Origin of the sequence: Brevundimonas sp. (assembly GCF_035561115.1) — a bacterium.
In the GTDB taxonomy this organism is placed as follows: Bacteria; Pseudomonadota; Alphaproteobacteria; order Caulobacterales; family Caulobacteraceae; genus Brevundimonas.
In genome coordinates, this window is record NZ_DATMYH010000028.1 from 13,638 (window position 1) to 36,096 (window position 22,459).

Sequence of the window (22,459 nt, forward strand, 5' to 3'; positions counted from 1 at the left end):
GAGTGGCGGAGCCCCCAGGACAGCCGAGCCTCATATGCCCTTTCCGATAGAGTTCGTCATTTTCGCCGTCACTCTCGCAGGGGTCGGCATATTCCACCGGCGCGCGCTGGCCGTGACATCGGCGGGTCTGGTCGCAACCCTGGCCTATGAGGGCCTGGTGACGGCCTTTCCCGGTGGCGAAGGCCTGGCCGGGCTCGCCAGCCATTTTTCCCACGAATGGGTGATCCTCGCGAACCTGTTCCTGCTGCTGACGGGCTTCGAGACCCTGTCCAGCCATTTCGAGAAGAGCGGTCTTCCGGATTTCGCCCCGCGAATCCTTCCCGACAACTGGACGGCCGGCTGGGTTCTGCTGGGAATTATCTTTCTGGCGTCCGCGGTGATCGACAACATCGCCGCCGCCGTGATCGGCGCAGTCGTCGCCCGCCATGTGTTCCAGGGGCGCGTCAGCATCGCCTATCTGGCGGCCATCGTGGGCTGCGCCAATGCGGGCGGAGCGGGCAGCGTCATCGGCGACACCACCACCACGATGATGTGGCTGGCGGGCGTGTCTCCGCTCCATGTCATGGGCGCCTTCCTGGGCGCCGGCGTCGCCTTTGCGATCATGGGGTATTTCGGATCGCGGGCCCAGGCCCGGTTTTCGCCCCCGCTGCTGCACTGCCCGCCCGACCTGAAGATCCATTGGACCCGGCTGGCGATCGTGGCCTTTGTGCTGGTTTCGCTGGTCACGGCCAATGTCGTCGTCAACAGCGTCTTCGCGGGCGTCGAGGAAACCGCGCCGGTGCTCGGCCTGGCGATGTGGGCCGCGCTGCTGGTCGCGGCCTTCCTGCGCCGGCCGGACTGGTCGGCGACGCGGCACGCCGCCAAGGGCGCCGTCTTCCTGGTGATGCTGGTCGCCACGGCCTCCCTCATGCCGCTGGCCAGCCTGCCCGAGCCGACCTGGGTCACGACGCTCGGCCTCGGCTTCCTGTCGGCGGTGTTCGACAACATTCCCCTGACGGCCCTGGCTCTTCAGCAGGGCGGCTACGACTGGTCGATCACCGCCTTCGCCGTCGGCTTTGGCGGGACCATGACCTGGTTCGGCTCGTCGGCCGGGGTCGCGGTGTCCAACCTGTTTCCCGAGGCGCGGTCGCTGGTGCAGTGGGTGCGGCAGGCCTGGTTCGTGCCGGTCGCCTATGTGGCCGGTTTCTTCGCCATGCTGGGCGTGTTCGGCTGGGTGGTGCAGCCCGGCGGCGGATAGGCCGGCTGGCGCGGCGGCGGGCTAGCCTTCCGCCTCGGCCGGGGCCGCCGCCCGCCGCCGCTGCGTCGCCAGCCGCAGGGCGACCGCGCCCAGCAGCGCCGACAACAGCGAACCGCCCATCACGCCCAGCTTGACCTGTATCTGTTCGGGCGACTCTCCGGCGCCGGGAAAGGCCAGCACGCCGATGAACAGGCTGATGGTGAAGCCGACCCCGCACAGGGCGCTGACGCCATAGACCTCAAGCCAGGTCGCGCCGGTGGGCTTGCGGCCGATCCCGAGTGCGGCGGCCAGCCAGACCGCGCCGAACACGCCGATCTGCTTGCCGAGGAACAGGCCCAGGGCGACGCCGAGCACCAGCGGCGCCATCGCCTGCTCCAGCGACAGGCCCGTCAGCGAGACGCCGGCCTTGGCGAAGGCGAACAGGGGCAGGACCAGCCAGGCGACGTAGGGATGCAGGTCATGCATCGCCTCCTTCAGCGGGCTCTGGCGATCCTCGCGCCTTTGGCCGACGGGCACGATGACGGCGAAGGCCACCGCCGTCAGCGCCGTCGACAGGCCCGACAGCACCGTCAGGTACCAGATGAGGCCGAAACCCAGCACCCAGAACGGCGCCGCTACGCCCCGGCGCGCCATGACGGCGCCGACGACGAGCAGACCGGCCACCCAGAGCAGCGGGACCCAGTCCACCCCGCCTGAAAACAGCACGGCGATCAGGGCGATGGCCCCCAGATCGTCGACGATGGCGAGCGTCAGCAGGAAGACGCGCAGCGAGGACGGCAATCCCCGTGCGGCCACGCCGAACACGGCAAGGGCGAAGGCGATGTCGGTGGCCAGGGGGATCGGCCAGCCGGCGACCGGCCCGCCCGTCGCTCCGGTCACGGCCAGATAGACCAGGGCCGGCCCGATCATGCCGCCCAGGGCCGCCAGAACGGGAGTCGCCAGCTTGCGGGGGTTCCGGAGGTCGCCCCTCAGAATTTCGTATTTTATTTCCAGCCCGATCACGAGGAAGAAGACCGCCATCAGGCCTTCCTTGATCCATTCGGTGATGGTCAGCTGGAGTATGACGGGGCCGAGCTGCAGCACGTGTTCGCTTTTCAGCCACGCGAAATAGGTCCCGGACCAGGGCGAGTTGGCGACGATGAGCGCCGCCAGGGCCGCGAAGGCCAGCGCCGCTCCCGACGCGGCTTCGGTCTTGAGAAAGTCGAGCGTAATCTTGCGCGCCACGGCGGCCTCCGGAATTCTGGAAGGGTCTGTCGTGGCGCCGGTTATCGACGGACGCCGGACCGGATTCGCGCCGCATCAGCGGGCGCGCCAGCCTGACCGGCGAGCCCGGCCTGATCTCTGCCGACCACAATACGCGATGGCGCGCGGGGTTCAACCGCGACCCGACGGTTGCGCCGGCGGACCGGAGGCCGCATCTGCGCCGGATGCCCGTCTCGCCCGCCTGCCGCCCCGACCCCCGCTTCTTCGATCTGGGAGAGGACTATGGCGACGCCGTCCGGGCGGCGGCGTTTCCCGAAACCATCCTGCGGTTCCGCAATGACCGGGCGGCGGCGAGCGTGGGTCTGGACTCCCTGACCGACACCGAATGGATCGCCCATTTCGGCCGGTTCGAGCCTCTGCCCGGCCAGCCCGGCCCCGTCGCCATGCGCTATCACGGGCATCAGTTCCGCACCTACAACCCCGACCTCGGCGACGGCCGCGGCTTTCTGGCGGCGCAGCTGAGAGACGATCAGGGGCGTCTGCTGGACCTGGGCGCCAAGGGATCGGGCCAGACGCCATGGTCGCGCGGCGCGGACGGACGATTGACCCTGAAGGGCGGGGTGCGGGAGGTGCTGGCGGCTGAAATGCTCGAGGCGCTCGGCGTCCCCACCAGCCGCGCCTTCAGCCTGATCGAGACCGGCGAGCCCCTGCAACGCGGCGACGAGCCGTCGCCGACGCGGTCGGCGGTGCTGGTGCGGCTGTCGCACAGCCATATCCGCTTCGGCACCTTCCAGCGGGCGGCGTATCTGGGCCGCAAGGACATGATCGAGGCGCTGGTCGAGCATGCGCGCGCCCTTTACCACCCCGCCGTCGCTCCGGGAGATACGGCCGGCTTCCTGCGGGCCGTGGTCGAGGCCTCGGCCCGGCTGACCGCGCGGTGGATCGCCGCCGGCTTCGTCCACGGGGTGCTGAACACCGACAATCTGAACGTCACGGGCGAGAGCTTCGACTACGGCCCGTGGCGGTTCCTGCCGCATTACGAGCCCGGCTTCACCGCCGCCTATTTCGACCAGACGGGCCTGTACGCCTTCGCCCGCCAGCCCGAGGCGGTGTTCTGGGCCCTGACCCAGCTGGGCGGGGCGCTGAAACTGGTCGCCGACGCGGGGCCGCTGACGGACGCGCTGAACGGTTTCGGCCCGGCCTATATCCGCGAGCTGCGCGACGCCTTTCTGTCGCGGCTGGGCGTGCAAGGCCTTGGCGAGGCCGCCGACCAGCGGCTGCTGGACACGGCCCTGGCCCTGCTTCGCGAAGGCGGCGAGGCCCTGCGCTGGGAGCCGCTGTTCTTCGACTGGTTCGGCGGCTTCGCCTCGTCAGCGCGGGCGCTGGGCGGGCCGCGGGGCAAGCTCTACCAGGGCGAGGCGTTCGACGCCTTCCGCTTCGCCCTGTTCGAACATCAGCCCGACCGGCCGGAGCGGCTTGAGCATCCGGTCTTCGCCCGCCCCGAGCCCGAGGAAATGCTGATCGACGAGGTCGAGGCGATCTGGACCGCCATCGATGATGATGACGACTGGGGCGCCCTGAGCACCAAGATCGCGCGGGTTCGCGAAGCCGGCGCCGCCTGGAGTCTGGCCGACTGCTGACAGCAAGCTGGCAGCAGGGTGGCGGTAGGTAGGGGACGGGCCGGTCACCCGGCTTCGCTGTCCGACCGAAGGAGCCGTCCTCATGCCGAACCCGCCTGTGAGGTCCGCCTGCTCCAGGCCTGACCTTAACCCCACTGCAACGCCCGTCGCATTACAGAGAATTATGCTTACGGCCACGCTTCGGCCCCGTAGCTCTCGCAGAAGGCGGTCACGGATGGTTACGGTCACGCTTCGCACTCTTGCGGAATGGCTTGCGCGATCCGACATCGCCACTGTTGCCAATCAAAAGAGCGCCCTCCCCGGCGTCAGAAAAATGACTTCCCAGACCCTCTCCCCGGCCCGCTCGCGGCTCAACGCCAGCTATCGCAACCTGACCCTCTGGACGCTGCAGGGCTGGCTCGCGATGTTCTTCATCGGCGCGGGCTACGCCAAGCTCAGCGAGCCGATGGCCAACCTGGTCGATCTGATGCGCTGGCCGGCGCTCGTCGCGCCGAACATGGTGCGGGGCCTCGGCCTGGCGGAAATCCTGCTGGCCCTTCTGGTGCTGGCTCCGCTGGTGTCGTGGAGGCAGGGCCGGCCGCTGCTCGTCATGGCCGCCTCGGGCCTGCTGGCGCTGGAAGTGGTCATGCTGGGCCTGCATGCGGTCGGCGGCGACGTCGGCCCGGCGGTGACCAACCTGGTGCTGATCGCGATGACCGCGCCGGTGCTGTGGATGCGGGCCCGCGAGGTTCGCTGAGGCCTGAGGGATCAGGCGACAGGCAACAGGACCACCGGATCCTTCATCGCCATCTGAGCGCTCGCCCAACCGAACGCTGACCGCGACCGGTTCCCTGATGCCTGATGCCTGATGCCTGATGCCTGATGCCTGATCGAGAAGGCTTCCCTTTACGTGCACGTCAAGTTATGACGGCTGCATGGCGACCGCCGATGATCATCGCACCTATTCGATCCGCCAGCTGTGCCGCGAGTTCGGCGCGACGGCCCGGGCCTTGCGCTTCTATGAGGACAAGGGTCTGCTGACGCCCGCCCGCAAGGGCCAGACCCGGGTCTATGACGCCCGCGACCGCGCCCGGTTGAAGCTGATCCTGCGCGGCCGCCGCATCGGTTTCAGCCTGCTGGAGATCCAGGAGATGCTGGACCTCTATGACCACGACAATCACAACGCCCACCAGATGGCCGTCGCCCTGCGCCGCCACCGGGCCCAGATCGCCGCGCTGAAACAGCAGCGCGAAGACCTCGACGCCGCCATCGAGACGGCCGAGGAAGCCTGCGCCGTCATGGAGAAGAAGCTGGGCGAATACCGCCCGGACCTCCTGCCCGGCGCCGAGGAATACGCCGACCTGCTGAAGGCGCGGCTGAATCCCGATCCCCACCACCAGCCCTTCAAAGCGAGAGCCTGAACATGGCCTACAAGGCGCCTGTCCGCGACCTGACGTTCATTCTGGACGAGGTGCTGGAGATCGACCGCTATTCGAACCAGCCCGGTTTCGCCGACGTCTCGTCCGATCTGGTGGCCCAGATCCTGGAGGAAGGCGCGAAATTCGCCGAGGAGGTCATCGCCCCGCTGAACCGCGTCGGCGATCAGGAAGGCTGCAAATGGGTCGACGGCAAGGTGACCGGCCCGACCGGCTGGAAGGAAGCCTACAAGGCCATGGTGGAGGCGGGCTGGCCTGCCCTGTCGGCCCTGCCCGAGCATGGCGGCCAGGGCATGCCCTCGGTGGTGGCCATGGCCTTCGGCCAGATGACCGCCGCGGCCAGCGCCGCCTTCTCGATGTATCCGGGCCTGACGGCGGGCGCCTACTGGGGCCTGAACGCCAACGGCTCGGACGAGCAGAAGGCCATGTATCTGCCGAAGATGGCCACCGGCGAATGGGGCGGGACCATGAACCTGACCGAGCCGCAGTGCGGCACGGACCTGGGCCTGATCCGCACCAAGGCGGTTCCGAACGGCGACGGCAGCTACAACATCACCGGCCAGAAGATCTGGATCTCGTCGGGCGAGCACGACTTCACCGACAACATCATCCATCTGGTGCTGGCCCGCATCGAGGGCGCGCCCGCCGGCATCAAGGGCATCAGCCTGTTCGTGGTGCCCAAGGTCTTCGTCAATGACGACGGCTCGCTGGGCGAGCGCAACGAAGGCGCGGCCTGCGCCGGCCTCGAGCACAAGATGGGCATCCACGGCAACGCCACCTGCGTCATGGCCTATGACAACGCCAGGGGCTGGCTGGTCGGGACCGAGAACAAGGGCATGGCGGCCATGTTCGTGATGATGAACGAGGCCCGCCTCGGCACCGGCCTGCAGGGGCTGTCGATCGGCGCCGCCGCCTATCAGGCCGCCGTGGAGTTCGCCCACGACCGGCTGCAGGGCCGATCGCTGACCGGGCCGAAGAACCCCGACGGCCCGGCCGACTCGATCATGGTTCACCCCGACGTGCGCCGCATGCTGCTGGAGGCCAAGGCCTTCGTCGAGGGCGGTCAGGCCTTCACCCTGTGGACCGCCCTGCAGGCCGATCTGCAGTATTCGAACGACGAGGCCGAGGCCCAGAAGGCCCGCGACTACATGGGTCTGATCACGCCCGTGCTGAAGGCCTATCTGACCGACAAGGGTTTCCACGTCGCCAGCCTCGCCATGCAGGTGCACGGCGGCAGCGGCTACACCGAGCATTTCCCGGCGTCGCAGTATCTGCGCGATGCGCGGATCACCATGATCTATGAGGGCGCCAACGGCATCCAGGCGCTGGATCTGGTGGGACGGAAACTGCCGGCCAACGGCGGCCGGGCGATCATGACGTGGTTCGCCGACATCGACGCCTTCGTGTCCGAGAATGGCGGCGAGACGGCGATCAAGCCCTTCGTCGACGGCCTGACCGACGCCAAGAAGAAGCTGCAGGAGGCCACCATGTGGCTGATGCAGAACGGGATGCAGAACCCGGACAACGCCGGGGCCGCCTCGACCGACTATCTGCACATCTTCGGCCTGACGGCGCTGGCCTATATGTGGGCGCAGATGGCCAAGGCGGCGCAGACGCAGGTGGATGCGGGGTCGACCGATCCGTTCTATGCGAACAAGCTGATGACTGGCCGGTATTTCGTCGAACGCATCCTGCCGGACACGGGCGCGCATCTGGCCAAGCTGAAGACCGGCGCGGACGTGCTGATGCAGATGCCGGCGGAGGCGTTCTGATCTGACTTTCTCCCTCCCCCTTGTGGGGAGGGTGGTCGGCGCGCAGCGACGACCGGGTGGGGAGGGCCAGGCGACACAGCCGCGCTCCCTTCACCAAGCCGCCCCCACCCGGCCGCTTCGCGGCCACCCTCCCCACAAGGGGGAGGGAGAACGCCGAGTGAGCCTATGAACGTCCTCAACGTCCCCGAGCCCGATTTCATGCAGGAGGAGGAGATCGTCCTCTTCTCCGACAGCGTCGGTAAATGGATCGACGAGCATGCGCCGCCTGAGGCGGTGCAGTCGTGGATCGCTAATTCGTCGGTGCCGCGCGAACTGTGGAACGCGTCCGGCGAGGCCGGACTGCTGGGCCTGTCCATGCCCGAGGCCGACGGCGGCATGGGCGGGGACTACCGGCATGAGGTGGTGCTGATGCGCCAGCTGGGCTGGAAGGGCGCGGATCACTTCGGCATCTCGCTGCACAATGCGATCGTCATGCCCTACATCTGGCACTACGGCACCGAGGAACAGAAGGCGCGCTGGCTGCCCCGGCTGCAGTCGGGCGAACTGGTCGGCGCCATCGCCATGACCGAGCCGGGCGCCGGGTCCGACCTGCAGGGGGTCAAGACCACCGCCATCAAGACCGGGAACCAGTATGTGGTGAACGGGTCCAAGACCTTCATCACCAATGGCCAGCTGGCCAATTTCATCATCGTCGTGGCCAAGACCGACCCGTCGGAAGGCGCCAAGGGCACCTCGCTGATCGTGGTCGAGACGGACGGCGCCGAGGGCTTCGAGCGCGGGCGGAACCTGCACAAGATCGGCATGGAGGGGAACGACACCTCGGAGCTGTTCTTCAACGATGTGAAGGTCCCGGGCGAGAACATCATCGGCGGCGGCGAGGGCCAGGGCTTCATCCAGCTGATGCAGCAGCTGCCGCAGGAGCGGCTGAACATCGCCGTCCAGGGCGTGGCCGCGGCCGAGCGGGGCCTCGTCGAGACCATCGCCTACGTCAAGGATCGCAAGGCGTTCGGCAAGCGCATCCTCGACTTCCAGAACACCCAGTTCAAACTGGCCGAGGTCAAGACCAAGCTGACGGTGGCCAAGGTGTTCGTCGACCACTGCCTGGGCCTGCATCTTGAGGGCAAGCTGGATGCGGCGACGGCCTCAATGGCCAAATACTGGGTCACCGACATCCAGGGCGAGGTCATCGACGAGATGCTGCAGCTGCACGGCGGCTACGGATACATGAACGAGTATCCGATCGCCCAGCTGTACAAGGATGCGCGGGTGCAGCGGATCTACGGCGGGACGAACGAGATCATGAAGCTGCTGATCGCGCGGACGCTTTAGGGTCGAGGACCGCGGTCGACGGGCGCAAGGGTTCTCTTTATGAGATCCGTCCAATGACCGTTCACAGCGAACACGATCTCAGGGAAGCGCTGCGGGCGATCGAGTCGACTAACGCCAAATGCGAAAAGGCGCGGGCGAGCCTCGAGCCCGGCACGGCCCAGCACACCTTGCTCACGCGCAGGATCGCGGCCTTCGGGATCGCCATCGAACTGCTCAAGGAGAGGTTGGGCGAATGATCCGCCTCCACGTTCCCCAACCCCTCTCCCCCGACGCCGCCGTTCTGCCGACGCTGGACCAGTCGCGCTACCTGACCCAGGTGATGCGGCTGAAGATCGGGGACGGGCTGCTGGTCTTCAACGGCGTCGACGGCGAGTGGCGCTGCGTTATCGCAGAAGTGCTCAAGAAGGGCGCGGTGCTACGCGCCGAAGAACAGGTCCGACCGCAGTCGACCGGCCCCGATGTCGAACTGCTGATCAGCGTGGTGAAGAAGAGCGCGCTGGAGTTCGCCGTCGAAAAAGCGACCGAACTGGGGGTGCGTCGCATCTGGCTGGTGGTCACCCACCGGACCCAGGTCCAGCATGTACGCATGGACCGGCTGGACGCCATCGCCATCGAGGCCGCGGAACAGACCGGACGGGTCGATGTGCCGATGGTCGACGAGCCGGCGAAGCTGGGCGAGCTGCTGGACGGCTGGGAAGCGGGGCGGCGGCTGATGTTCTGCGACGAGACCGGCGGGGAGCCGGCGGGCGCGGCGTTGCAGGGCGCGGGCGAGGGCCCGTGGGCGGTCCTGATCGGTCCCGAGGGCGGCTTCTCGCCCGAGGAACGCGAGCGGCTGCGAGCCCTGCCCTTCACCACTGCGGTGTCGCTGGGCCCCAGAATCCTGCGCGCCGACACCGCCGCCGTCGCCGCCCTGACGCTGTGGCAGGCGGCCGTCGGCGACTGGAACCGCTAGCGGGACCGTCGGCTTCCGGGCAGGATGGGGCATGCTCAACGAACTGGCCCTGTCGACGGTTATGGCCCTGCTGGCCGTCAGCATCCACGGCTTCGGCCTGCTCAGCCTCGGCCGCGGGCTGGAGATCTACGAAACCCGGGCGGGCCGGTCCTATGTCGAGGGCCCGCTGTGGCGGCACGCCCTGCTGACCATCGCCGTGGTGCTGGGCCTGTTCGTCGTCCATGGCGTCGAGATCTGGATGTACGCGGCCCTCTACACATTGATCGGCGCCGTGCCGGATCTGCGCGAGGCGGTCTATTTCTCCAGCATCAGCTACGGCTCGATCGGCTACAGCGACGCGCTGATGGCGCGGGAGTGGCGTTTGCTGGGGGCTATCGAGGGCGTGGCCGGCGCCATCCTGCTGGGATGGTCGGTCGCCTTCTTCGTCAGCGTCATGACGCCGTTCACCGCCCGCAGAAAACACGGCATGGTCCATCGCGACGTCCCTTGAGGAACGCACCGTTTCGCCCCATCTAGCCGCCACGACAGCCTTCGGGCTCTGGGGCTGAAAGAACCATATGGCCGACGCTGCGCCGCTTTCCCGCGAAGACCTGATCGGCGCCATGTCGAAAGGGGCCAAGCCCAGGGATCAATGGCGCATCGGCGCCGAGCACGAGAAATTCGGCTTCGACCGCACGACCCTGCGTCGTCCGGCCTATGAGGGCGAGAGCGGCATCCTGGCCATGCTGACGGGCCTGCAGCGGTTCGGCTGGGAGCCGGTGGAGGAGGCGGGCCACGTCATCGCCCTGGAGCGGAAGAACGCCGAAGGCATGACCGCCTCCATCTCGCTGGAGCCCGGCGGCCAGTTCGAGCTGTCCGGCGCGCCGCTGAAGGACGTGCACGATATCTGCGACGAGACCGGCCGCCACCTGATGGAGGTCAAACAGGTCGCCGACCAGATCAACCTCGGCTTCATCGGCGCCGGCTTCGACCCCCTGTGGCGGCGCGAGGACGTGCCTGTCATGCCCAAGGGCCGCTACAAGATCATGCGCGCCTATATGCCGAAGAAGGGGTCGCTCGGCCTCGACATGATGCTGCGCACCTGCACGATCCAGTCGAACCTGGACTTCGCGGACGAGGCCGACATGGTGGCCAAATTCCGCACCTCGCTGGCGCTGCAGCCGATCGCCACCGCCCTGTTCGCCTGTTCGCCCTTCATCGAGGGGAGGCCCAGCGGCTTTCTGTCCTCGCGCGCCAACGTCTGGACGGACACCGACCCGGATCGAACCGGCATGCTGGACTTCGTCTTCCAGGACGGCTTCGGCTTCGAGCGCTATGCCGACTACGCCCTGGACGTGCCGATGTATTTCGCCAAGCGCGGCGAGACCTACGTCGATCTGTCGGGCCAGTCGTTCCGCCGCTTCATGACCGACGGGCTGGACGCCCTGCCCGGCGAACGCGCCACGCTGAAGGACTGGAACGACCACCTGACCACGCTTTTCCCCGAGGTGCGGCTGAAGTCGTATCTGGAGATGCGCGGCGCCGACGGCGGGCCGTGGAGCCGCATCTGCGCCCTTCAGGCCCTGTGGGCCGGGGTGCTGTACGACGGGGCGGCGCTGGCTGCGGCCTGGGACCTGGTCAAGGACTGGGACATCGCCGACCACGAACGGCTGCGCCGCGACGTGACGCGTCTGGGCCTCAAGGCCGAGGTGGCGGGCCGGTCGGTGCGCGATGTCGCGGTCGACATGGTCGCCATCGCCAAACAGGGACTGAAGAACCGCGCCCGCTTCAGCGGCGGCATGGTCGACGAGCGCGGCTATCTGTCAGAGCTGGAAGACATCGCCGACAGCGGGATCACCCCGGCCGAACGGTTGCTGGAGCTGTATCACGGCGAGTGGGCCGGCGATGTGAGCCGGATGTACCGGGACTTCGCCTACTAGGCCGCGGTCGTTCTTTCGAAGGGTCCCAGTGCGTCGATGACCAGCTGGGTGTCCATGTATTCCGTCAGTTCGACCATCCGCCCGTCGCGGAACCGCACCACCCAGCAGTAGCTGTTGTCATACCGCTTCCCGTCCGTCGTCTCGGCGTCGCCGGCGCACTGAACGGCGGCCCAGTCGCCCTCGACGATGAAACGCCGGGCCGTGTTCCGGTAGGATTTGAACCTCGTCATCAACGGCCGCAGCAGTTCGCCGCGCACCGCCGCCTTGCCGCGATAGACGCCGGACCAGTCGGTCGAACCGATCATGATCCAGGTGAAGTCTTCGGCCATGGCCTCAACGAAGGCCCGGCCATCGCCACGGGCCAGGCCTTCGAAGACAGCGGTCAGGACCGCCCTGTTGTCGGCGCTCATCGCGCCGGCGCCGCCGTGTTGCACTGGGCCAGCTGCGCCTCGGTCAGCGCGGCGCCGTCCCGTTCATAGCGGGTGACGACGCCGAAGCGGGCGACGAAGCGGCGGCATTCGCGCAGGACCGGCTGGGAAGCGCCGGCGCCGCGGGCCACGCAGGCGCCGTCGGGACCGCAGGTCCAGTTCCGGCCGTCGAACACCGCACTCCGGCCTTCGCCGGGCGCGGAGAGGGTCGCGCGGGCGTCGAGAGCCGGTGCGGGTTGGGCGACGCCGAGGGTCGCCGCGATCAGGGTCATGAGAAGCATGGCGCTTCCTCCAGAGGGGTGGTCAAAACGGACGATCCATGTAAAAGTGACCGTTCGTGCACCCATAAGTGACCGATCGGTTACTTCCAGTCAAGAGGCTTGTTGCGATGCCGCCCAAAGGCGAGGCCACCCACGCCCGTTTGATCGACGAGGCGATGACCCAGGTCACCGTGCGGGGTCTGGCGGCGGTCAGTCTGGGCGATGTCGCGAGCGCGGCCGGCGTGTCCAAGAGCGCCGTGCTCAAACATTTCCAGTCCAAGGAGGCCCTGCAGGCCGAGGTGGTCGACGCCATGATCGACCGGTTCAAATCGGCGGTCTGGGATCCGGCCGAGCCGCTGGCTCCGGGCCGTGAACGGCTGGACCGCATCTTCAAGGGCGAACTGGACTGGATCGACGGCGAGGACCGTCCGGGCGGCTGCCCGCTGAAAGCAGCGGCGATGGAGCTGGACGACCAGCCCGGCCCGCTGCGCGACACGCTGAAGGGCAGTCAGGTGCGCTGGGCGAAGACGCTGAAGCGCGAGTTCCGGGCCCTGTATCCCGATGCCGACGACACGACGCTGGAGCTCAGGGTGTTCCAGTTCAAGGGACTGGTGCTGGCCTATGGCCATTCGCGGCGCCTGCTGGACGACGAGACGGCGCGAGGTCAGGCGACGGCGGCCTACCGGGCGCTTGTGAGTTCGCCCGCCTGATCCTAGGTCCGTATGGACAGGGAGGACGACATGACAGGCAAAATCCGCGTCGGCATCGGCGGCTGGACCTATGAACCGTGGCGCGGCGTCTTCTATCCCGAGAAATGGAGCCAGAAGCGCGAGCTGGAATACGCCAGCCGGCACACGACCTCGATCGAGATCAACGGCACCTATTATTCGGGCTTCAAGCCCGAGACCTGGATGAAGTGGCGCGACGAGACGCCCGACGACTTCGTCTTCGCGGTCAAGGCCAGCCGGTTCTGCACCAACCGGAAAGTCCTGTCGGAAGGCAACGACAGCCTCGACCGTTTCCTCGATCAGGGACTGACGGCGCTGGGCGACAAGCTGGGGCCGATCAACTGGCAGTTCATGGCCACCAAGAAATTCGATCCGGTCGACTTCGAAGGCTTCCTGAAGCTGTTGCCCAAGGAGAAGGACGGGGTGCGCCTGCGCCACGCCCTGGAGGTTCGCAGCGGCACCTTCGACACCGAGCAGTTCTACGACCTGGCCCGCAAATACGGCGCGGCCATCGTCTACGGCCACGACGACGAGGCCCCGCAGTGGCCGCGGATCGATCAGGACACCGCCGACTTCAAATACGCCCGGCTGATGTCGAGCCGCGAGGACGAGCCGACGGGCATGTCCCCGGCCGAACTGGACGGCATCGTCAAACAGACCCGCGAATGGGCGAAGAAGGGCGACGTGTTCGCCTATTTCATCGCCGGGGCGAAGGTGCGCAATCCGGCGGCGGCGCAGGCGCTGATCGAGAAGCTGAACCAGTGACGGCGCGGATGCGGGGCAGTTGCCACTGCGGGGCGCAGCGGTTCTCCGCGCCGCCGCCGGAGAGCGTAACGCAGTGCAACTGCTCCATCTGTTCGAAACGCGGGGCGCTGGTCGCCTACTATGCGCCGGAGCAGGTGGAACTCAGCGTCTCGCCCGACCGCCTCGCCGACTACCAGTGGGGCGACCGGATGATGACCTTTCACCATTGCACGGCCTGTGGGTGCGGCGTCTTCGACGAGGCGCCCGCCTGGACCACGGATGAGGGCGAGGACCGGCCCGCCCGCATCATTCTGAACGCCCGCCTGTTCGACGACCTCGACCTGGCCGGCATCCCTGTGCGGCATGTCGACGGCCGCAACGGCTGGTGAACCGGCTCCCCGCCGTCCCGCAGCAAGCTTGGCATTACGGCGAATTAAGCAGCCTCCAGAACCTTGTTTTGATAGGTAGCTTGTAACGCAGGACAGGAGGTTCCCATGAACACCGATGAGACGATCGCCCGGCTGCAGAAGCAGCTGAACCGGCTTCAGACGATCACCGTGGCGATGGGCGCAGGCCTGGCGGTAGTGCTCGTCGCCGGCGCCGCCCGGGACCCGATCCAGGACGAGATCAAGGCTCGCCGGATCGCCCTGGTGGACTCTCGCGGCGTCGAACGGGTCGTACTCGGAGAGGACTCGGGACGCCGGCACGGCCGCTCCGCCGCCGTGTGGATCTACGACGAGACGGGCGCCGAACGCGGCGGCCTCGGGACCTTTGAGAACGGCCAGGCCTCGCTGGCGCTGGACGCGCCTGCGGGCGTCGGCGCGACGATGCCGGACCGCCTGGGACTGGTCGTATCGAGCACGGGCGCGGCCTCGGTCCAGCTGAACAACAACGACACCGGCGTTCCGGTGCGGCTGGTGACCGACCCGGGCGGCGGCGGCGGGGTGGAACTGATCGAGTTCGACCACGCCGAAAAGAAGGCCCGGATCCGCCGCCTCACCTACGGCGATGACACGCGGCGCGAGGTCTCGATGGGCGGCTGACGGAGGTTGTCGCGGAAGGGCGCAGCGCCTAGCTACTGGCGTCCGCCCTGTCCCGTCCCGGAGGCCTCATGCCCATCGCCACCCGCGCCTTCGCCGCCACCTCGAGCGTCGCGCCGTTGTCGCCCTTCAGCTTCGATCGACGCGATCCGGGTCCGGACGATGTGGCCATCGAGATCAAATACGCGGGCGTCTGCCACTCCGACCTGCACACCGTGAAGAACGACTTCGGCAACACGACCTACCCGATCGTGCCCGGTCACGAGATCGCCGGCGTGGTGACGGCGGTGGGCGAGAACGTCGCCCGCTTCAAGGTCGGCGACCGGGTCGGGGTCGGCTGCATGGTCGACAGCTGCCGCCAGTGCAAACCCTGTCTGGAAGGCGAGGAGCAGTACTGCGTTCCCGGCATGACCCAGACCTATGGCTCGCCTGACCCCAAGGGCGCGGCCGTGGGCCAGAAGATCACCCAGGGCGGCTATTCCACCGCCATCGTGGTCGACCAGAACTATGTCGTGACCATCCCCGACAGCATCCCGCTCGACGCCGCCGCGCCGCTGCTGTGCGCCGGCATCACCACCTGGTCGCCGCTGCGCCACTGGAAGGTGGGGCCGGGATCGAAGGTGGCGGTGATCGGCCTGGGCGGCCTGGGCCATATGGCGGTCAAACTGGCCGCGGCCATGGGGGCGGAGGTCACCGTCCTGTCGACCTCGGACCGCAAGAAGGCCGACGCCGAGCGGATGGGGGCGAAGCATTTCCTCATCAACTCCGACAAGGCGGCGATGAAGGCGGCGGGCGAGAGTTTCGACCTGATCATCAACACCGTCTCGGCGACGCACGAGATCGCGAGCCACGTCCAGCTGCTGGCCAAGGACGGGACGATGGTCATGCTGGGCCTGACCACCGAGGGCCTGCCCGTCTACGCCATGGGCCTGCTGTGGCGCCGCCGGTCCGTCGCCGGTTCCCTGATCGGCGGCATCCGCGAGACCCAGGAGATGCTGGACTTCTGCGCCGAGCACGGCCTGGCCTGCGACATCGAGCTGATCGCTCCGGACCAGATCAACGAGGCCTACGCCCGGATGGAGAAGTCCGACGTGCGCTATCGTTTCGTGCTCGACATGGCCCGCATCTGATCCGGCCTCCGGAGAGCTTCCCGCGCAACCTCCCAGCGTCTAAACCGTAACCTTGGGAGGCCGCGCGTCAGATGCGGCCCATGGGACAAGGAAACGCACATGGCTCGAGTGGCTCTGGTCACGGGTGGCACCCGCGGCATCGGCAAGGCGATCGCCCAGCGGCTGAAGGAGGACGGCATGTCCGTCGCCGCCGGCTATTCCGGCAATACCGAGGCGGCCGAGGCCACGGCGAGGGAGCTGGGCGTCACCATCGTCAAGGGCAATGTCGGCTCGTTCGACGACTGCGCCCGCGCCGTGAAGGAGGTCGAGGACCAGCTGGGTCCGATCGACGTGCTGGTCAACAACGCCGGCATCACCCGCGACGGCTTCTTCCACAAGATGAGCTCGGACCAGTGGTCCGACGTCATCCGGGTCAATATGGACAGCGTCTTCAACATGACGCGCCAGGTCATCAACGGCATGCGCGACCGGGGCTTCGGCCGTATCGTCAACATCAGCTCGATCAACGGCCAGAAGGGCCAGATCGGCCAGACCAACTATTCCGCCGCCAAGGCCGGGATGATCGGCTTCACCAAGGCGCTGGCGCTCGAGAACGCGCGCAAGGGCGTGACCGTGAACTGCATCGCCCCCGGCTATATCGACACCGAGATGGTCGGGGCCATGGACGAGAAGGTCCTGGCCGGAATCATCGCCCAGATTCCGGTCGGAAGGCTCGGAAAAGGCGAGGAAATCGCCGACATGGTGTCCTGGCTGTCAGGCGAACGTGCCGGATATGTCACAGGCTGCACCCTGTCGCTGAACGGCGGTCAGTATCTGGTCGGCTGATCCGGGACCGCCCAAAATCCGCCGCGCGCAGGTTTCACGACTGTTCGCCATGGAGTTGACGGCAGGGTCCAGAACGGCGCGAACGCCGCTTCCGGCCGCGATGGCGATCGCCCTCGCGGCGGCGGTGCTGTCGCTGCTGCCCATCGCCGCCGAGGCGCGGGCCCAGGCCCGCGGCAACGCCCAGGCGGAGCAGAGCCAGGCCCTGCGCAACAGCGCCCCGGCCCCGCGCCCCCCGGCCTCGCGAACCCTGCCGCCCACGGGCCGTTACGTCGCGGAATCGGGCGAGGCCTTCATCCTCGACCGCTCGGGCCAGCGGCCCCTGCTGCGCTTCGACCGGCGCGACGAAACCTGGGTCCTGCGCCCGACCGCCGCGCCGCGCGGCGACATCATCTACCGCAACGACGCCGGCGACCAGTTGCTGAGGGTCACGCCCGGCGGCGGCATGACCGTCTATACGCCGCGCGCGCCCGGCGGATCGCCGGCCTCCTTCGCCGGTCCGGGCCAGAGCCTGACGCCGCCGACCCTGGGCCCGGCCCAGATGTTCCAGCTCATGACCCGGCGCAGCGCCATGCTGAGCCAGGCCCTGGGACGGCTGATCGAGATCAATGTCGACACCGACAGCGCCGCCGAAAGCCTGACGGTCGAGGCGCTGATCCTGTCGACGGACTCGGCCCTGCGCATCGCCCGATCGCCCTCGGCCCGGTCGTCGCTGGACCGGTTGCGCAGCATCACCATCGTCGATGGTCCGCGCGCCTCGGTGACCTATGCCCGGGGCGACCTCCGCATCGTGGTGGCGCCCGTCCAGGGCGTGGCCGGCCGTCCCTCGTCCGCGCGCGTGATCGACGCCTTCCTGACCCCGGCCACGCCCCTCAGGCGGTGAAGACGTCCTTCGCAGCCCGGCGGGCGGCGAAGTCGGCGGCGTCCGCCGCCCGCATGAAGGGGTTGAACGCCTTCTCCAGACCGATGGTGGTGGGAACGGTCGCTTCGCCCCGTTCCCGCATGGCGAAGATCGCCTGGGCCCGCGCGATCATTTCCGGACGATCGTCGAGGCTCAGGGCGAACCGGGCGTTGGCGGCGGTGTATTCATGGGCGCACCAGACCACCGTCTCGTCCGGCCATGCCGCCAGGGTCTGCAGGCTGGCGTGCATCTGTTCGGGCGTGCCCTCGAACAGCCGGCCGCAGCCCAGGTTGAACAGCACGTCGCCGACGAAGGCCTGGGCGTCCGCCACCGAGCGGTAGACGATGTGGCCGAGCGTGTGCCCCGGCGCGTCGGTGACCTCCAGTACGGTCTCGCCCACCGTCACCATGTCGCCGCCGGCGACGATGCGGTCGATCGGCGCGGCCTTGCGCACCTCTTCGGGCCCGACGATCTCGCAGCCGGTTTCGGCCTTCAGCCGGGCGTTGCCCTGGGTGTGGTCCGGGTGCCAGTGGGTGTTCAGGATGAGATCCAGCCGCCCCCAGCCGGAGCGTTCGAGCTCGGCCAGGATGACAGCGGCGTCCGGCGTGTCGATCGCCGCCACTGCGCCCGTGGCGGCGTCGCGCGCCAGCAGGCCGTAGTTGTCGTTCAGGCAGGGGAAGAGGCGCACGTCCAGGGTCATGCCGGCATCCTAGCAGCCCGCCCCGACCCGGCCTATGCTGACGCCCATGCGGCGCAGCATCGAGGATCTTCGCATCTTTTACGGCGAGCCGGCCGGGGCGCTGGCGCGCCGTCTGCTGGCCCGGCGACTGGAGGACGCCTGGGGCGAGGCGACCAACAGCGACGTCCTGGGCCTCGGCTACGCCACGCCCTGGCTGGACGCCTTCGTAGGCGCTCGTCGCGTCGTCGCGGCGATGCCGGGCGGTCAGGGGGTCGAGCTCTGGCCCTCGGTCGGCAAGAACCGCACCCTGCTGGTCGACGACCGCCGCCTGCCCTTCGCGGCCGGGTCGTTCGACCGGATCCTGCTGGTTCACGCGCTGGAAGAAGCCGACGACGCACAGGCCCTGATGGCCGAGGCCGTTCGCGCCCTGTCGCCCGCGGGACGGATCATTCTGGTCGCGGCGGCGCGCGGCGGGCTGTGGGCCCGGGCCGAGGCCACGCCGTTCGGACACGGACGCCCCTTCACCCGCGGCCAGCTCGAGCGGCTGGTCCGCGCCGCGGGCCTTGAGCCGACGGCCTGGTCCCAGACCCTTTACGTGCCGCCCTGGGGACCGCTGCTGCCGCTGGCCGACGGTTTCGAACAGATCGGCAAGCGCGTCATGCCGGGCGCGGCCGGGGTCATCCTGCTGGAGGCGACGCGTCGGGAGTACGCCCGCATCCGGCCGGGCGGGGCGGTGGCGACCGTTCCGGTCATGACGCCCGCCCTCCAGCCACAGCCGGCGAACCGGTCGGGACGCGATGATCTGGCGAGAACGGGCGAACGCCCTTAAAGCCGGCCCCATGCAGCGACTGATCCTGATGCGACACGCCGAGGCCGAACGGGCCGCGGGCCCCGGCCGGGACCGCGACCGCGCCCTGTCGGCCCGGGGCCGGCAGGACGCCGTCGCCATGGGCCGTGCCCTCGCCGCACGCGGCCTGCGACCCGATCTGGCCCTGGTGTCGCCCGCGTTGCGCACCCGCCAGAGCTGGGACCTGCTGCACGACGCGTTCGGCGACGTGGAGGTGCGCGAGGACGAGGCTCTCTACAACGGCGGGGCCGAGACCCTGCGCCGGCTGATCGAGTCCGCCGAGGACGAGGCGGGCTGTCTGATGGTGGTGGCGCACAATCCGGGCGTCCATCTGCTGGCCGTGGAATATCTGGTCGAAAGCGCGGCTTCGCCGTCCGTTCTGGACCGCATGAGCGGCGGCTTTCCGCCAGGCGCCGGAGCCATCTTCACCGTGGACGTCGCCGGTCGATGCGCGTTTGAGGGCTTCCTGCAGCCCCGCGACCTGGGCGGCTCATGAGCGGCGTCGCGTACAAGCTGGTCGACAGGGCCGAATGGGCCGCCGCGCAGGAAGCCGGGGCCTACGCCGGCTCGGCCGTGGATCGGGCGGACGGCTATATCCACCTGTCGAACGCCGACCAGCTGGTCGAGACGGCGCGCCGGCACTATGCCGGCCGGACGGGACTGATGCTGGTGACCGTGGACCTGCACCCTCTGGGCGACGCCCTGAAGTGGGAGGCGTCGCGCGGCGGGGCCCTGTTTCCTCATCTCTACGCGCCTCTGCCGGTCGCCGCCGCGACCCACGAGCGGCCGCTGTCCGTGGACGCCGGGGGCGTCATGCATTTCGACGACGGAGCCCCGGGATGGCCCTGAGCGACATGGGCGCCGCCCTGCTGCGACGGATCGATCCCGAGGTCGCGCACGGTCTCGCGATCCGCGCCCTCCAGATCGCGCCCCTGCCGAAACCGCCCGCCGACGACCCTATCCTGAAGACCACGGTCGCGGGCCTCGACCTGCCGAACCCGGTCGGTCTGGCGGCCGGACTGGACAAGAACGGCGAGGCCCTGCGAGGCTTGGCGCGCCTCGGCTTCGGCTTTGTGGAGTGCGGTTCGGTGACGCCGCGGCCGCAGGCGGGAAACCCGAAACCGCGCCTGTTCCGCCTGGCGGAGGACCGGGCCGTCATCAACCGGATGGGGTTCAACAACCTGGGTCTGGAGGCCTTCGCCCGACGTCTGTCGGATCGCCCCCGGAGCATCGTCGTCGGCGCCAATCTGGGAGCCAACAAGGACACGGAGGACAAGGCGGCCGACTATGTGGCCGGCCTGATCCGCCTGCGCGGCCTCAGCGACTATGTGACCGTCAATGTCTCATCGCCCAATACGCCGGGCCTGCGCGCCCTGCAGGGCCGGGCGGCGCTGGACGACCTGCTGGGCCGATTGAGCGAGGCGCGGGCCGGCGATCCGACTCCGGTCTTCCTCAAGGTGGCGCCCGATCTCACCGCGGACGAGATCGCCCTGATCGTCGAGGCCAGCCTGGACCACCGCATCGACGCCCTGATCGTCTCCAACACGACCCTGGATCGGCCCGAAAGCCTGCGTTCCCCGGATCGTGGAGAGGCGGGCGGCCTGTCCGGCGCGCCGCTGAAGGCCCGCGCCATGGCGGCGCTGCGCGCCGCGGCGGGGGCGTCGGCGGGACGCCTGCCCCTGATCGCGGTCGGAGGGATCGATTCCGGAGCCGAGGCCTATGCGAGGCTTCGCGCCGGCGCCTGCGCGGTCCAGCTCTATTCCGCCCTGATCTATGAAGGGCCGGGCCTCGTCGGGCGGATCAAGCGGGATCTGGCCGCGCGCCTGCGCGCCGACGGCTTCTCCACAGTCTCCGAGGCCGTTGCAGCCGCTCGTTGACGGAGCGTTAGGGCAAGATCGGCATAGTGGCGCACGGGCGAAACCGCCTTGTTCGGGGAACCGCATGGCGATCGCCAAAATCGACAGCCAGGCTTCACATCCCGCTGGCGCGGATGACTGGGCCGCCGCCATCCGGCAGCGGCGCAAGGCATTGCTGCAGCGGCTCGGCATGGCCGCGGCCAGCGCCCTGATCTTCAGCCCCCTGCTCGGCTGGCCGCTGAGCGTCGGCTGGGTGATCGGCTATTTCCTCGTCCAGGGGCTGGATGTCTGGATTTTCTCCCCGATCAACAGCGGGCGCGCCAACCGCCTGACCGGCTTCCGCAAGATCGCCGGCTGGATCATGCTGATCGCCAACGCCGGCTATTTCGGCAGTCTGTCGGTCCCGATGTGGCTCATGGGCGGACCAATGGGCGGCATCTGCGCCGCCATGCTGCTGTCGGCCGGCGCCATCTATTCGGTGATCAACGCCCCCCGGTCCACGTCCGTCATGCTGATGACGGCCTCGGTCCAGTTCATCTATCTGGCGGCGACGCCGGTCTTCATGGCCGTCTATGGCGCATCCACGGGCTTCGTCACCGCCGCCGCCATCGCCGTCGGCGTGTTCATCACCTACTGCCTGTCGACCTGGCAGCGCATGAACCAGGCGCGTCTGGCGGAAAGCGCCGCGCGAATCGAGGCCGATCAGAAACGGATGGACGCCGAGCGCATCATGGAGGGTCGCAGCGCCTTTCTGGCCGCCATCGGCCACGATCTTCGCACCCCGATCAGCGCCATTCTGACTGGCGCAGCCGAACTGGAGCGCGGCGCGACCGACGCGCGCGCGCGCGCGCAGGCCCATCTGATCACCGACGCCGGCTTCATGATGAAGGCCCTGCTGGACGACCTGCTGGACCACGCCAAGCTGGACGCCGGGCATATGACGGTCGACCAGATCGACTTCAACCTGCGCGATCTGCTGAACCAGACCATCCGCCTCTGGCGCGGGCCGGCCCACGCCAAGGGGCTCAAATTGCGGGTCGAGGGGGCCGCCTCCATCCCCCGGACCGTGCGCGGCGATCCCATGCGCCTGCGTCAGGTCCTGAACAACCTGATCTCCAATGCGATGAAGTTCACCGACACCGGCTCGATCACCCTGCGCCTGAGCGCGTGGGCGGATGAGCCGGGCGGTCACGCGGTTCTGATCGAGGTCGCCGACACCGGTCCGGGCATGACTCCCGAACAGGTCGGGCGCCTGTTCACCCCCTTCGACCAGACCATCGCCGGGGTCAGCGCCCTCCACGGCGGCAGCGGCCTTGGCCTGGCGATCAGCCGCCAGCTGGTCCAGCTGATGAACGGACGCCTGACCGCCCGCAGCCAGCCCGGCGCCGGCTCCCGTTTCACCCTGTCCCTGCACCTGCAGCCGGGCGAGGCCCTGGCGACCGCCACGCCGGCCCTGGACCAGCAGGCCCGCGACGCCGTCGCCCGCTCCCTGTCCGGCGCCCGTTCGGCGGCCGCCGAACAGATCGCCGCGCCCCAGCCCCTGTACCAGGCGCCGCC

General features: G+C 68.6%; 26 protein-coding genes. 22 read left to right on the forward strand and 4 right to left on the reverse strand.

Annotation, left to right across the window (positions count from 1 at the left end; genetic code table 11):
* The first annotated feature begins 34 nt into the window (after positions 1 to 34).
* Positions 35 to 1,237 (forward strand): hypothetical protein, encoded by a 1,203-nt coding sequence (locus tag VN378_RS03890; RefSeq protein ID WP_325741162.1) that lies wholly within the window; start codon positions 35 to 37, stop codon positions 1,235 to 1,237.
* Positions 1,238 to 1,258: 21 nt separating this feature from the next.
* On the opposite strand, the gene nhaA is transcribed toward VN378_RS03890, so the two are convergent.
* Positions 1,259 to 2,461 (reverse strand): Na+/H+ antiporter NhaA, encoded by a 1,203-nt coding sequence (gene nhaA, locus VN378_RS03895; RefSeq protein ID WP_325741164.1) that lies wholly within the window; start codon positions 2,459 to 2,461, stop codon positions 1,259 to 1,261.
* Positions 2,462 to 2,664: 203 nt separating this feature from the next.
* Here nhaA and VN378_RS03900 point away from each other — a divergent pair, with 203 nt between their 5' ends.
* From VN378_RS03900 to VN378_RS03940, 9 genes are all read left to right on the forward strand, one after another.
* Positions 2,665 to 4,080, forward strand: a complete 1,416-nt coding sequence (locus VN378_RS03900) for a protein adenylyltransferase SelO (RefSeq protein WP_325741166.1) — start codon at positions 2,665 to 2,667, stop codon at positions 4,078 to 4,080.
* A 313-nt stretch (positions 4,081 to 4,393) separates the two neighbouring features.
* Entirely contained in the window at positions 4,394 to 4,816 is a 423-nt protein-coding gene (locus tag VN378_RS03905) for a DoxX family protein (protein ID WP_325741168.1), read from the forward strand.
* 178 nt (positions 4,817 to 4,994) lie between these two features.
* Positions 4,995 to 5,480, forward strand: a complete 486-nt coding sequence (locus VN378_RS03910) for a MerR family transcriptional regulator (RefSeq protein ID WP_055831059.1) — start codon at positions 4,995 to 4,997, stop codon at positions 5,478 to 5,480.
* A gap of 2 nt (positions 5,481 to 5,482) precedes the next feature.
* Positions 5,483 to 7,267, forward strand: a complete 1,785-nt coding sequence (locus VN378_RS03915) for an acyl-CoA dehydrogenase C-terminal domain-containing protein (RefSeq protein ID WP_325741171.1) — start codon at positions 5,483 to 5,485, stop codon at positions 7,265 to 7,267.
* Between the two features lie 165 nt (positions 7,268 to 7,432).
* Complete coding sequence (locus VN378_RS03920; RefSeq protein ID WP_325741173.1) at positions 7,433 to 8,596, forward strand: acyl-CoA dehydrogenase family protein; 1,164 nt, start codon at positions 7,433 to 7,435, stop codon at positions 8,594 to 8,596.
* Positions 8,597 to 8,649: 53 nt separating this feature from the next.
* Complete coding sequence (locus tag VN378_RS03925) at positions 8,650 to 8,832, forward strand: hypothetical protein (RefSeq protein WP_325741175.1); 183 nt, start codon at positions 8,650 to 8,652, stop codon at positions 8,830 to 8,832.
* A complete protein-coding gene (locus VN378_RS03930) occupies positions 8,829 to 9,548 on the forward strand; it encodes a 16S rRNA (uracil(1498)-N(3))-methyltransferase (protein WP_325741177.1) in 720 nt (239 codons plus the stop codon). The genes VN378_RS03925 and VN378_RS03930 overlap by 4 nt, the downstream gene beginning before the upstream one ends.
* Before the next feature lie 31 nt (positions 9,549 to 9,579).
* Positions 9,580 to 10,038 (forward strand): ion channel, encoded by a 459-nt coding sequence (locus VN378_RS03935; RefSeq protein WP_325741179.1) that lies wholly within the window; start codon positions 9,580 to 9,582, stop codon positions 10,036 to 10,038.
* Between the two features lie 67 nt (positions 10,039 to 10,105).
* Positions 10,106 to 11,467 (forward strand): glutamate--cysteine ligase, encoded by a 1,362-nt coding sequence (locus VN378_RS03940; protein ID WP_325741181.1) that lies wholly within the window; start codon positions 10,106 to 10,108, stop codon positions 11,465 to 11,467.
* On the opposite strand, the gene VN378_RS03945 is transcribed toward VN378_RS03940, so the two are convergent.
* Together VN378_RS03945 and VN378_RS03950 are read right to left on the reverse strand one after the other, a co-directional pair.
* Complete coding sequence (locus VN378_RS03945) at positions 11,464 to 11,877, reverse strand: nuclear transport factor 2 family protein (RefSeq protein ID WP_325741183.1); 414 nt, start codon at positions 11,875 to 11,877, stop codon at positions 11,464 to 11,466. The two genes, VN378_RS03940 and VN378_RS03945, sit on opposite strands and share 4 nt — an antisense overlap.
* Positions 11,874 to 12,176 carry a CC_3452 family protein gene (locus tag VN378_RS03950; RefSeq protein WP_325741185.1) on the reverse strand — a complete coding sequence of 101 codons (303 nt, stop codon included), beginning with the start codon at positions 12,174 to 12,176 and terminating at the stop codon, positions 11,874 to 11,876. The genes VN378_RS03945 and VN378_RS03950 overlap by 4 nt, the downstream gene beginning before the upstream one ends.
* A gap of 107 nt (positions 12,177 to 12,283) precedes the next feature.
* Between VN378_RS03950 and VN378_RS03955 the strand changes: the two genes are divergently transcribed.
* The 7 genes from VN378_RS03955 to VN378_RS03985 all read left to right on the forward strand — a co-directional run bounded on the left by VN378_RS03955 (position 12,284) and on the right by VN378_RS03985 (position 17,502).
* Positions 12,284 to 12,865 (forward strand): TetR/AcrR family transcriptional regulator, encoded by a 582-nt coding sequence (locus VN378_RS03955; protein ID WP_325741187.1) that lies wholly within the window; start codon positions 12,284 to 12,286, stop codon positions 12,863 to 12,865.
* Between the two features lie 30 nt (positions 12,866 to 12,895).
* Positions 12,896 to 13,648, forward strand: coding sequence for a DUF72 domain-containing protein (locus VN378_RS03960; protein ID WP_325741189.1), 753 nt, complete (start codon positions 12,896 to 12,898; stop codon positions 13,646 to 13,648).
* Complete coding sequence (locus VN378_RS03965; RefSeq protein ID WP_325741191.1) at positions 13,645 to 14,016, forward strand: GFA family protein; 372 nt, start codon at positions 13,645 to 13,647, stop codon at positions 14,014 to 14,016. Before VN378_RS03960 ends, VN378_RS03965 begins: the two co-directional genes overlap by 4 nt.
* A gap of 105 nt (positions 14,017 to 14,121) precedes the next feature.
* A complete protein-coding gene (locus tag VN378_RS03970; protein ID WP_325741193.1) occupies positions 14,122 to 14,670 on the forward strand; it encodes a hypothetical protein in 549 nt (182 codons plus the stop codon).
* Positions 14,671 to 14,738: 68 nt separating this feature from the next.
* Positions 14,739 to 15,797: an NAD(P)-dependent alcohol dehydrogenase gene (locus VN378_RS03975; protein WP_325741195.1), complete on the forward strand. Its 1,059-nt coding sequence runs from the start codon at positions 14,739 to 14,741 to the stop codon at positions 15,795 to 15,797.
* A 99-nt stretch (positions 15,798 to 15,896) separates the two neighbouring features.
* The gene (phbB, locus tag VN378_RS03980; protein ID WP_325741197.1) at positions 15,897 to 16,622 is read left to right on the forward strand and encodes an acetoacetyl-CoA reductase; all 726 of its coding nucleotides are present in this window, start codon (positions 15,897 to 15,899) and stop codon (positions 16,620 to 16,622) included.
* Between the two features lie 100 nt (positions 16,623 to 16,722).
* A complete protein-coding gene (locus VN378_RS03985) occupies positions 16,723 to 17,502 on the forward strand; it encodes a DUF4908 domain-containing protein (RefSeq protein WP_325741199.1) in 780 nt (259 codons plus the stop codon).
* Here VN378_RS03985 and gloB read toward each other — a convergent pair.
* Entirely contained in the window at positions 17,492 to 18,220 is a 729-nt protein-coding gene (gene gloB / locus VN378_RS03990; protein WP_325741201.1) for a hydroxyacylglutathione hydrolase, read from the reverse strand. The two genes, VN378_RS03985 and gloB, sit on opposite strands and share 11 nt — an antisense overlap.
* 46 nt (positions 18,221 to 18,266) lie before the next feature.
* Here gloB and VN378_RS03995 point away from each other — a divergent pair, with 46 nt between their 5' ends.
* The 5 genes from VN378_RS03995 to VN378_RS04015 all read left to right on the forward strand — a co-directional run.
* The gene (locus tag VN378_RS03995) at positions 18,267 to 19,028 is read left to right on the forward strand and encodes a class I SAM-dependent methyltransferase (RefSeq protein ID WP_414642213.1); all 762 of its coding nucleotides are present in this window, start codon (positions 18,267 to 18,269) and stop codon (positions 19,026 to 19,028) included.
* A gap of 10 nt (positions 19,029 to 19,038) precedes the next feature.
* On the forward strand, positions 19,039 to 19,542 hold the full coding sequence (locus VN378_RS04000; protein ID WP_325741205.1) for a histidine phosphatase family protein: 504 nt from the start codon (positions 19,039 to 19,041) through the stop codon (positions 19,540 to 19,542).
* Entirely contained in the window at positions 19,539 to 19,895 is a 357-nt protein-coding gene (locus VN378_RS04005; protein WP_325741207.1) for a DUF952 domain-containing protein, read from the forward strand. The genes VN378_RS04000 and VN378_RS04005 overlap by 4 nt, the downstream gene beginning before the upstream one ends.
* On the forward strand, positions 19,886 to 20,923 hold the full coding sequence (locus tag VN378_RS04010; protein WP_325741209.1) for a quinone-dependent dihydroorotate dehydrogenase: 1,038 nt from the start codon (positions 19,886 to 19,888) through the stop codon (positions 20,921 to 20,923). The genes VN378_RS04005 and VN378_RS04010 overlap by 10 nt, the downstream gene beginning before the upstream one ends.
* Positions 20,924 to 20,987: 64 nt before the next feature.
* Positions 20,988 to 22,459, forward strand: a 1,472-nt coding sequence (locus tag VN378_RS04015; protein WP_325741211.1) for a HAMP domain-containing sensor histidine kinase, incomplete at its 3' end; no start/stop codon positions are given.